Here is an 11,826-nt window from a genome sequence, read left to right as displayed (position 1 = left end):
TAATTTCTTCGAGAGCACTCAAAGGACAAATACCCAATATCACAATACAACCTAAGTAACGTAAGGGTGTAACATCATCACCAATCAATAATTTTCGCACCGAACTACGAATACCATCGGCACCAACCACAAGATTTGCTTTGGAGGTTTTTATCTTTCCATCCACTTGAAAACTTAATTCAACATCTTCATTATTAGTTTGCTTAAAATCTACTAATTGGTGCCCCCATTGAACCCTATCATTTCCTCCTAGTTGCTCCAATAAAGCCAGACGCAAAGATTGTCGCGCGATATGTACATTGGTTCTTTTGGGAGAATTTTTCACCTCTGATTGCAACCATTTCCGGACTCCCCACTCTCCTATAACTTTCCCTTCGGTGGTATGAACCAAATGCCTTGTGGATATTACTCTTTCTTCTAATGAAAAAATTCCTAAACCCTCGATTGCCTTACTAGCTTGTTGCAAAGTGAGTCCGTAACCTTGAGATCGGGCTTCGAAGTTGCTGTCACGTTCATAAAGAGTAAAAGGAATTCCGCGGTGCAAACAAGCCAGAGCCAGAGCTACTCCGCCAATTCCAGCACCAATAATAGCAACATGTGGGTAATTTTCGGTATCAACTACAGGAAGCGAAGAAGATTGAATCAAGCCAGATCCGGAACAATTTATGCAGGTAATTAAGTGAGCTTTAGGACGGACCGGAACGGTTCCTTGACCTTTATTTTTTTCAAATTGTTCTAATGCAATTTGATATTGTAGTCGTAGTTTCTTGCTGATTCTTTGGCTTTTTTTGCCTCTTCCCTGACATTCATTACAAACAATCCAGTTTTGCTTTTCATTTTCCGCTTTTATCACTTCCTTTTTTATTTAACTAGATTTTGATTCTTTTAAAAAAAACTTTGCCAACACAAATTGACGCTAGAATTAATGGTAAATTATTGATTATCAATTTTATTATATTTGATAAAAGAATATATTTTAATTTTTTTGCAATGATACAATCGCGCAAATTTAAGACAAAAGACTGCTTGTGCAAAACTACTTTAACAATATGCCTTAAATTTGTTGTTTAGAAGTTCTATAAAAAAATTACATTTACGCTATGAAATTTCTAAACCTCCTTTTTTCAATTTATATAGTAGTGTTGTCGTGCATGCCATGTGCTGACGCAAGCTATACTATTGGAAATAAAACGGCAACTTTTCATAACGAAACCAACACTTCATCAGATAAACACCACGATGATTTGTGCTCTCCATTTTGCGTTTGCAACTGTTGCGGACAACAAATCATGACTGTATTTTCTCCAATAGTCTATAATTTTCCAATCAAATTTGGAGGAATTAAAACCTTAAATTCTTTTTATACTTCCGTTTTTCATTCCAATTTTTACGGAAGTATTTGGCAACCACCTCAAATAGTATAATGATGCCCGAGTAATTTCGGGTTAGAAATTTGTGTTTATACCACAAAAAAAAGCAAATGACTTATTTGCTGATTTCTAATTCATTAATAATATTTCACAATGTTAAATAAAATCATTCAGTCTTCTATAAAAAACAAACTGATTATTGGGCTAATGGTATTGGCCTTAATCGTTTGGGGAGTGTATTCTGTTAGGCAATTGCCCATTGATGCCGTTCCTGACATCACTAACAATCAGGTTCAAATAATCACCACTTCGCCAAGTAATGGTGCCGAAGATATCGAAAGGTTTGTAACCTTCCCAGTGGAACAAACGATGTCAACCATAAAAGATATTGAAGAAGTTAGGTCTTTTAGCCGTTTTGGTTTGTCGGTTGTAACGGTTGTTTTCAAAGAAGATGTAAACGTTTATTGGGCAAGACAACAAGTAAGTGAAAGACTTAACGAAACGATTGGCCAAATTCCCCCTGGAATGGGAAAACCACAAATGGCACCAGTTTCAACAGGTTTAGGCGAAATTTACCAATACGTAATCCATACCAAAAAAGGATATGAATCTAAATACAATGCGATGGAGTTGCGTACTATTCAGGACTGGATTGTTCGCCGACAACTTTTAGGCGTTGAAGGAATTGCCGACGTGAGTAGTTTTGGCGGTTTTTTAAAGCAATACGAAATCGCTTTAAACCCAGACAAACTCCGCAGCATGAACATCAGCATTAAAGATGTTTTTGATGCTTTAGAAAAAAACAATCAAAATACAGGAGGCGCTTATATTGACAAAAATCCAAATGCCTATTTTATTCGAAGCGAAGGCTTGATCACAAGTATTGAGGATATCGAAAACATCGTCGTAAAAACAAATTCCAATAGTATTCCGGCACTTATTCGCAATGTTGCCGACGTAAAAATTGGTGCAGCCACACGCTACGGAGCAATGACCCGAAATGACGAGGGCGAAGTAGTTGGTGGAATTGTATTAATGTTAAAAGGTGCCAATTCTTCAAAAGTAATTAAGAATGTAAAAACCCGAATGGAGCAAATTAAAAAAACATTGCCCGAAGGAGTTATTGTAGAACCTTTTCTGGATCGCACAAAATTAGTGGACAGTGCAATTGGAACTGTTTCTAAAAATTTATTGGAAGGCGCCTTAATCGTAATCTTTGTTTTGGTTTTACTACTCGGAAATTTAAGAGCGGGGTTAATCGTTGCTTCGGTAATTCCGTTAGCCTTATTATTTGCCATTTGTTTGATGAATCTTTTCAAAGTCGATGGAAATTTAATGAGTTTGGGAGCGCTAGATTTTGGCTTAATAGTAGACGGAGCAGTAATTATTATCGAAGCCACAATGCATCATTTATATGTTAAGCACAAAGGACAAGAACTGACACAAGACCAAATGGATCACAGTGTTTTGAGTAATGCAAAAAAGATGATGAGTTCCGCAGCATTTGGACAGATTGTGATTTTGATTGTGTATTTACCGATTCTCGCCTTAGTGGGTGTCGAAGGGAAAATGTTTCGCCCGATGGCACAAACCGTTTCTTTTGCGATTTTGGGAGCATTTCTGTTGTCATTGACGTATGTTCCCGTGATGAGTGCTTTATTTTTGAATAAAAAAATCATTCACAAAGAAAATATTTCGGACCGGATTATTAATGCGATTCAAAGGGCTTATACGCCAACCCTTAACTTTGCTTTACAATCGAAAACACTTGTAATAAGTATGGCAGTTGGTTTGCTTGCAATCAGTGGTATTGTTTTTACTTATTTAGGAGCCGAGTTTATTCCAACATTAGACGAAGGAGACTTTGCTGTCGAAACGAGAATGCTAACCGGAAGCAGTTTATCACATACTGTTGAAACCACGCAAAAAGCGGCAAAAGTTTTAAAAAATAATTTTCCGGAAGTCAAGGAAGTCATCGGAAAAATTGGTTCTTCGGAAATCCCAACAGATCCTATGCCTGTGGAAGCTTGTGATTTAATGGTAATTCTAAAAGATAAAAGTGAGTGGACATCAGCCTCTACTACCAATGATTTGGCCGAAAAAATGCAAAAGAAATTAGAGCAATATATTCCAGGTGTTGTTTTTGGTTTTCAACAACCAATTCAAATGCGATTTAATGAATTAATTTCAGGTGTAAAACAAGATGTGGCTATCAAAATTTATGGTGAAGATTTGAATAAACTGGCAAAATACGCTAAACAAGTTGGAGCCATTGCTGCAAAAATTGATGGAGCACAGGATATTTATGTCGAACAAGTTTCGGGTTTACCGCAAGTTGTGATTAAATTTAAAAGAGAGAAAATTGCTCAATTTGGTTTAAATATCGAAGATGTAAATACTGCCATACGTTCCGGTTTTGCTGGAGAAACCGCAGGTTTGGTATTCGAAGGTGAAAAGCGATTTGATTTAGTGGTTAGATTGGATAAAGAAAACCGCCAAACGGTTGATGATGTCAGGAATCTATTTGTAACTGCTCCAAATGGAAACCAAATTCCGTTAGACCAAGTTGCCGATATTGATTATAAAGAAGGCCCAAACCAAATTCAACGAGACGATGCCAAACGCAGAATTACTGTTGGCTTTAATGTTCGTGGTCGCGATGTCGAAAGCACTGTAGAAGAAATTCAATCTAAAATTGACAAACAAGTAAAATTCGAAGCAGGTTATTACACTACTTATGGCGGAACTTTTGAGAATTTAATAGCTGCCAAAGAACGTTTGGCTATAGCAGTTCCTGTATCATTATTACTTATCTTTTTGCTTTTGTTTTTTGCGTTCGATTCGATAAAACAAGCCGCTTTGATTTATACTGCCATTCCGCTTTCGGCAATTGGTGGCATATTCGCTTTGTGGTTGCGTGGTATGCCTTTTAGTATTTCCGCAGGTGTCGGTTTCATTGCCTTATTTGGTGTTGCCGTTCTCAACGGAATTGTACTGATTGCCGAGTTCAACAACCTTAAAAAAGAAGGCATGACCGATTTGAAACAGATTGTCATCAAAGGAACTTCGGTGCGTTTGCGTCCGGTAATTATGACGGCTTTGGTTGCGTCTTTAGGTTTTCTTCCAATGGCATTGTCGCAAGGAAGCGGTGGCGAAGTTCAAAAACCGTTAGCAACAGTCGTTATTGGCGGACTGATTTCTGCAACATTACTCACATTATTGGTTTTACCAATACTTTATATATGGTTTGAAAAGTTCAATAAAAAGACAACAAAAATGAATTCAACAGTAACCGTTATTGCTTTGCTATTGACAGTAAATTTTTCATCGGCACAAACACAACCTTTAAGTTTAGACCAAGCTATTGAGTTGGGATTAAAAAACAATAAAGAAATTACGACTTCTCAATTGGAAATTCAGTACCAACAACAGGCTAAGAAGGCGATTGTCGAAATTCCTAAAACCGAAATTTCAGGACAATTTGGACAAATCAACAGTTATATTAAAAACGACAATAATTTCGGGATTTCACAAACGATTCCGTTTCCGACGGTATTGACAGCTAATGCTTCTTTAGGAAATGCACTCATTAAAAGCAGTGAATTGAAAGCAAATATTACCAAGAACGAATTGGTTTTTCACATCAAAAAAACCTATTTGCAATTACAGTATTTATATGCCAAACAATCACTTTTGAAAAAACAAGACAGTATTTATCAAGGCTTTTTAAAGTCGGCATCTTTGCGTTACAAAACTGGCGAAAGCACTTTATTGGAACAAAGCACTGCCGAAACGCAGCTGTACGAAACACAAAATATCTTAAAAGAGAACGATGCTAACATTCAAATTTATTTATCGCAACTGCAAACACTTTTAGGAAACCAACAACCGGTTACTATTGCTAATAAAGAATTAGCCGAGCAAACTTTTTCAGTTATAAATGATGAAAAAGCGACGAGCGAAAATCCTATTCTTTCATACATTCAGCAACAAATGGAAGTTGCCGATAAACAGAAAAAAGTAGAAAGTGCCAAAATGTTGCCTGATATTACTGTTGGTTATTTCAACCAATCGTTGATCGGTTCTCCAATAAATGCTACAAATGCAGATTTAGCGACTTCGAGTGACCGTTTTCAAGGGTTTCATTTAGGACTTTCGATTCCAATATTTTTTGGCTCATACAATTCCAAAATAAAATCGGCTTCGATTAATAAAGAGATTGCCCAAGCGGCTTTAGAAAATAATCAAATCCATTTGAAAGGACAATACGAACAAGCAATTCAGGAGTTTCAAAAAAGCAAATCCAGTTTAGAATATTATAAAACTTCGGGTTTGCCTAATGCTAATTTAATTTTAACAAAAAGCCAAAGTGCTTATAAAAATGGAGAAATCAGTTATTCTGAAAATCTTTTGAATCTAAAAACAGCTAATGGAATTAAAGAAAATTATCTTTCGTCCATTTTGCAATACAACCAAAGCATCACTTTACTGGAATATCTTTCAGGTAAAAATTGAGATGATAAAAAATAAATTTTAAAATGATTTAGGATAAAAAAAATCGCCACAGATTAAAATGATTAGAAGGATTTAATCCATATAAACCGTTTAATCTGTGGCAAAAAACTAAATACACAAACAATGAAATCAAGCTATAAAATTATACCATTTCTTTTTGCAGCGCTATTCCTGCTTAGTTGCGGAAATAAAGCCAAAGAAGAAACTGTCACCGAAGAACCAAAAACGGATGTCAACACAGTAGAGATTACTCCCGAACAGTATCAAACGGCAGCCATTCAAATAGGAACAATTGAAGAAAAAGCGCTTAGTGGCACAACCAAAGTCAACGGAATGTTGGATGTGCCACCACAAAATTTGGTATCTATTTCGGCACCTTTTGGCGGATTTGTAAAAAGTACAGATATGTTGCAAGGACTCAAAGTTCGCAAAGGGCAAATTGTAGCCATTATGCAAAACGCAGATTATGTGCAACCGCAACAGGATTATATTGATTTTAAAAGTCAGTTGAACTATTTAAAGTTGGAATACGAACGCCAGTTAGAGTTGTCAAAAGAAAATGTGAACGCACAAAAAACAGTTCAAAAATCCAAATCGGAATACGAAAGCATGCGTGCGAGAGTTTCAGGACTTAAAGCCAAATTACAGCTTATGAATATCAATATGGCAAAGCTGGAACAAGGTACAATTCAAAGCACGATTCCGCTTTATTCTCCAATTAATGGTTATGTAACTCAGGTAAATACTAATATTGGTGCATTTGCAAATGATAAAGATGTGTTGTTTAAAATTGCAAACACAGAACATTTACACGCTGAATTAACCGTTTTTGAAAAAGACGTACCGAAGCTGAAAATCGGTCAAAAAGTGCGTTTTATTTTGGCAAATGAAACTCAGGAAAGAATGGCGACAGTATATTTGGTTGGCAAAGAAATCAGTGCCGAAAGAACAGTTAAAATTCATTGTCATTTAGACAAAGAAGACACCAGTCTTTTGCCGGGAATGTATTTGAAAGCATTGGTTGAAAGTGGCAGTAGCGAAGTTGCTGCAGTTCCCTCAAAAGCAATCGTTGAATTTGAAGGAAGTAAATATATTTTTATTGCCAATAATAAAACTCCAAAAGAAAAAGGAGCATCGCAATACCAATTGACTCCTGTAAAAACAGGCGTTAGCGAACTTGATTACACCGAACTCATTTTCGATAAAACTACTGATTATAAAAATTGGAAAGTGGTTACCAATGGCGCTTATGATTTGCTTTCCAAAATGAAAAATAGTGAGGAGGAGGAATGAGATTGTAGTAGATAGTAAGTGAATTAAGATTTTAGAAAGCAGAATTGAGATTGCAAAATTTTTAATTGAATTATAAAAATTCTAACGAAAGTAATTCTGTACGAAGATTTTCCTTAGTCAGATAATTGATATGATGTTTTTTTGAAACCTAAAAGCCGCAAGAGGGATAGCAGCTGGCTACCGAAGTAGCGCGTATAGCCCGACCGCATTTAGGGAAAGGGGCGTATAAACGGTTGCTAAATCTTGCCCCTTTTCCTAAATGTGGTCTTGCCCAAATGACACTTTTTGATCGAAGAAAATGGTCGGAATACAGATTAGCTTTATATTTGAACAACAAAATCTCCTTTATATTTTTTTCAAATGAAATGGATCACCAGAGAAAGACCTAAAATAGATCGAATAGCTTGCCCTTGGCTTATTCGGAAATTTGTCGATTTTGAAGCTGAATTCATTTATGTTCCGTATGATATGGTTTTGGATAAAGCGAAGGAATTGAATGCCATTCCATTTGATATTCCAAATGTTGAATACACGCATTATGACGAACAGTGTACCTTTGATTTTATTATAAAAAAACATCAGATCAATGATCCTGCTATTTCGATTATAGCCGGAATTGTTCGTGGAGCAGACACCGACAGACATGATATTGCAAAAGAATCGGCGGGACTATGGGCGATTTCTGCGGGACTTTCTTATAATATTCAGGGCGATTATAAATTGTTGGAAACGGGAATGATCCTGTATGATGCGTTATACAGCTGGGCAACGCATTTGTACAAACAAAAACATTTGCAAAACAGTCCTTTTGAGAATTTGCTGCATGAAGTTTACAATAAATTTCTAAAAGATAAAAAACCAGCTGCCAAAACGCCGTCGTGGGTCAAAGACTTAAAAGAAATTATTCAGGATCAGATTGATACTCAATTTGCTTTTGATTTAAAGAAAATTTCGAATGAGCTGGATTTGAATCCTTCTTACCTTTCGAGAGAATTTTCTAAGTACTTTGAGGATTTAAATTTTGGAGATTATGTTAGAAAACTTCGAATTGAAAAAGCTATTGGTCTTATTGAAAATTCTGCTTACACATTAACAGAAATAGCGTATATGACTGGCTTTTCAGACCAAAGTCATTTTACCCGAATTTTCAAACTGCATACAGGGAAAAATCCTTCATCGTATAGAAGAAAAATTCAAAAAAGTAATTCAGATACAAAAGGTAAATAGCGTTCTATTTCTACTTATTCGGTAGAATTAATTTTGTTTTTTTTTTAATTACAAAAACAAAACCCATGCAATTCAGATTTATTACCCTCATTTTTCTACTATTTATTAGTACTCAAAATTATTCTCAGACTACCTATCCAAAAATAACCGGCTATTTTGGGATACTGCACCCAATAGTTTCGTTTAGTAGTGAAGAAACTTCTGTAAATTTTAGAGATTATTATGCTGTTGGTTTTCCAACTGGAATTAATATTTGGAAGAGTTCAAAAATTGGATTTTCAGTCGAAATTGTACCGAATATCAAAGTACAGGATGGAAATGACAAAATGAACAGTATATTATTTCATCCCGGTGTTTTAGTAGCACTAGGAAACGGATTCACCTTTGCAGGTAGAGCCGCATTTGACACGAGTGGTCGATACGGAATTACGCCAGTATTCAACAAGACTGTTATAAAAAGCGAAAATTGCAGTTATTTTGTCGCTGTACCATTGCCGTTAAGATTTGGCAATGGACATCCAACATCATTTGGTGCAAGTTTTCAATTTGGAATTGCTTTTTAAAAAAACTATGGCATAGTTTAATAATTCACAAAAAATTGGAACCTCCAAAATCAAATAGATTTTGGAGGTTTTTTTGTTAAAAAAATGAGCTTTTAGCATTATTAGTAATACCAAAAAATAAATCAGTAACTCTAAAATAATATTTACTACATTTGATACAATATTTTTTAATTAACTGAATTACAGTGCATTAAAAAAGCAATTCTTTTTTACCCCAAATTATTATAGACTACAGATAGAATAGCTATTCCTTTTATGAAATAGCTAATTGGGGAAATATTTTTTAGCACATAACAACTTTATTTTTTACTGCAGTAAGGTTCTAGCGTAACGGATTCTTTTATAAACTAAACTCAAAATATATGAAAACAAAATTATTTTTTAGTGTACTGGCACTGTTTTTAGTTCATGGTTTTGGATTTGGACAATCAACTTTCATTTCGTTAAAAACAGGAAATTGGAATGACCCTACTACTTGGTATTATTCAAGTACGGGGGTTAGTGATGCAGATGGTATTCCTGATTCCGATGATGAGGTAATATTAACGGGCAGTTATACAATTACTGTTGATACTTATACTACTTGCGATTCAATAATATTTCAGAATAGCACTCTGGATATTGCCTTAGATAATGTTTTGTTGGCTAACAAAGTTGTAGTTGACGCATCAAACTCGCAAAACATAACTGCAACAATCCAAGGTTTGGGAACTTTAATGTGTAACTCATTTGATGTAGGAGACTTATCAGACCCTAAAAGTGCCAATTATACAACAATTGCAAAGAGTTTTGCTAATCTTAGCATTTATGGTGATTTAACGATTTATAGCAGCTCGTATGATGGTACATATACAAACAACGCTATATTCAGTTTGGAAAAAGGAACTACTACCGTAAATGGTCAAATAAAAACCATTAACGAAAATACAGGTACTACACCTTCAAATCCCAATGTTTTAAGTACAGCTACATTTACTACGGCTAATAATTTAGGAAGAAGAGTGTTATCATTAGGTGGAGCTAATCCATTTTTATTGAGTACAACAGGAACAAACATAATCATGCTTTCTGGAATGAATACTGAAGTTTTATACAATGCCCTTTTTGTAGATCAAGCCATTCTAAATACCGAATATTATGATCTTACTTTAGATTTCTCCGGAATTAGAAGGTTTCCTAATTCTCCAGTAAACATTAAAAATGCTTTAACGCTCAATAGAGTTTATGCAGCATATCCTAAAAATGTAGATTTAGGTTCAAAAGTGACTCATACTGCAGGATCTTTGATTGTTCGTGGAAGTAGGGGTGTTGTGACTGAACAAGTGACAGGAACTTGGGGTGGTATCACATCATCAGCAACAAATATAAATGAAATCTATTTTTTATCAAATACAGGAATTCTTAAAGTGGGAATTCCTTGTACGGGGCCTACAAAAACTTGGGATGGCTCGGGTTGGACTGGTGGAACGCCTCCAACAAGTAGTGATCAGATTATTTTTGCTGGAGATTTTAGTTCATTTGGAGATTTATACGGGTGTAATTGTAAGGTAAATTCAGGAAATGTAACTATCAATACGGGAAACACTTTGACTCTTCTAAATGAAGTTGCTGTTGCTGGAGGAACTTTAACCTTTGAAAATAATTCCAGTTTTGTTCAAAAAAATGCTGCCGTAAATACTGGAGTTATTACCTATAAGCGCAATAGCAATGGAATGTATAAAAATGATTATACGTTGTGGTCTTCACCAGTGTCAGGATTGACTTTGCATGATGTATCGCCTAACACTTCGGAAAATGGATTTCAACTTTTTGATAATGATGTTTGGTCTGTAAATTATAATGGGGTAAATAGCATGAGCGCTGGTGCAGGAGTTGCAATAATGGCACCAAAGACATATAGCGATGTTACGACGGCAGTCTTTTCGGCAGAATTTAAAGGAGTTCCTAATAATGGTGATATTTTATTTAACATTCAATACCATGGATTATGGCATTTAATAGGAAATCCGTATCCCTCCGCACTGGATTACAATGAATTTATTAAGGTAAATAATATTGCGGCTGGTATGTCTGAGACTATTTACTTTTGGGTAAATAGCTCTAAACCTAATACTGCAAATACTAATGTAAATAAATATAAAAGTTCCGATTTTGCTTGTTATAATGCTACAGGGGGAGTTTCGACTGATAATGGTATAGTTCCAGATATAGAATATATTAGGTCTGGACAAGGTTTTTTCGTATTTAGTGACGGTTATGCCCCAATTATTTTTAAAAATTCTATGCGTGTTGGAGGTAATAATTCTCAGTTTTTTAAATTGAGTAAAAAAACGGATATCGACAAAAGCAGATTATGGCTGAACCTAACCAATGAAGAAGGGTTATTCAAGCAGATTTTAATTGGTTACGTGCCGGGAGCAACCAAAACAGATAATGGTGTTACAGATTCATTCGATGGAATTGATTTTAATAACAATAAATATGTTGATTTCTACAGTATGCATAATCCGCATATATATTACCGACATCTTGCTATTCAAGGGCTTCCTGCTCCATTTGTCGATACAGATGAAGTTCCATTAGGGTTTATGGTAAATTTAGAGAAGCAACCTGCTATGGCAAGTCAGTTCAAAATAAGTATTAGCCACACCGATGGGGATTTAGTTAATCAACCTATTTACTTGTATGACAAAACAAATAATACTACGAATGATTTGCGCAAAGGTGGCTATACTTTTTCGAGTGTTGACGGCACTTTTGATGACCGGTTTGTAATCAAATTTATTAATAATGATTTGGGTGTTAATGATTTTGATAAAACTTCCAAAGACCTAATCGTTGCTGTAAAAAACAAAACC

The 11,826-nt window shown here is 35.1% G+C and carries 7 protein-coding genes; 6 read left to right on the top strand and 1 reads right to left on the bottom strand.

Features of this window, described 5'->3' with window-relative positions; translation table 11 throughout:
• On the bottom strand, positions 1–853 hold an 853-nt coding region (locus tag VLC96_RS18310), incomplete at its 3' end, for an FAD-dependent oxidoreductase (protein WP_325265248.1).
• Positions 854–1,100: 247 nt separating this feature from the next.
• On the opposite strand from VLC96_RS18310, the gene VLC96_RS18305 reads away from it, so the two are divergent.
• From VLC96_RS18305 to VLC96_RS18280, 6 genes are all read left to right on the top strand, one after another.
• Positions 1,101–1,424, top strand: coding sequence for a DUF6660 family protein (locus tag VLC96_RS18305; RefSeq protein ID WP_325265246.1), 324 nt, complete (start codon positions 1,101–1,103; stop codon positions 1,422–1,424).
• A gap of 99 nt (positions 1,425–1,523) precedes the next feature.
• Entirely contained in the window at positions 1,524–5,885 is a 4,362-nt protein-coding gene (locus VLC96_RS18300; RefSeq protein ID WP_325265244.1) for a CusA/CzcA family heavy metal efflux RND transporter, read from the top strand.
• 123 nt (positions 5,886–6,008) lie between these two features.
• Entirely contained in the window at positions 6,009–7,178 is a 1,170-nt protein-coding gene (locus VLC96_RS18295; RefSeq protein ID WP_325265242.1) for an efflux RND transporter periplasmic adaptor subunit, read from the top strand.
• A 360-nt stretch (positions 7,179–7,538) separates the two neighbouring features.
• The gene (locus VLC96_RS18290; RefSeq protein WP_325265241.1) at positions 7,539–8,405 is read left to right on the top strand and encodes a chromate resistance protein ChrB domain-containing protein; all 867 of its coding nucleotides are present in this window, start codon (positions 7,539–7,541) and stop codon (positions 8,403–8,405) included.
• 65 nt (positions 8,406–8,470) lie between these two features.
• Positions 8,471–8,968, top strand: coding sequence for a hypothetical protein (locus VLC96_RS18285; RefSeq protein WP_325265239.1), 498 nt, complete (start codon positions 8,471–8,473; stop codon positions 8,966–8,968).
• A 362-nt stretch (positions 8,969–9,330) separates the two neighbouring features.
• On the top strand, positions 9,331–11,826 hold a 2,496-nt coding region (locus VLC96_RS18280), incomplete at its 3' end, for a DUF8693 domain-containing protein (RefSeq protein ID WP_491700825.1).

Source organism: Flavobacterium sp. (assembly GCF_035456085.1).
GTDB lineage: Bacteria > Bacteroidota > Bacteroidia > Flavobacteriales > Flavobacteriaceae > Flavobacterium.
This window is presented reverse-complemented; position numbering and strand designations above follow the sequence as displayed.

Excerpts from the sequence above, each read along its gene's own strand:
- VLC96_RS18305 (WP_325265246.1), top strand. The coding sequence starts at position 1,101 with ATGAAATTTCTAAACCTCCTTTTTTCAATTTATATAGTAGTGTTGTCG.
- VLC96_RS18300 (WP_325265244.1), top strand. The coding sequence starts at position 1,524 with ATGTTAAATAAAATCATTCAGTCTTCTATAAAAAACAAACTGATTATT.
- VLC96_RS18295 (WP_325265242.1), top strand. The coding sequence starts at position 6,009 with ATGAAATCAAGCTATAAAATTATACCATTTCTTTTTGCAGCGCTATTC.
- VLC96_RS18290 (WP_325265241.1), top strand. The coding sequence starts at position 7,539 with ATGAAATGGATCACCAGAGAAAGACCTAAAATAGATCGAATAGCTTGC.
- VLC96_RS18285 (WP_325265239.1), top strand. The coding sequence starts at position 8,471 with ATGCAATTCAGATTTATTACCCTCATTTTTCTACTATTTATTAGTACT.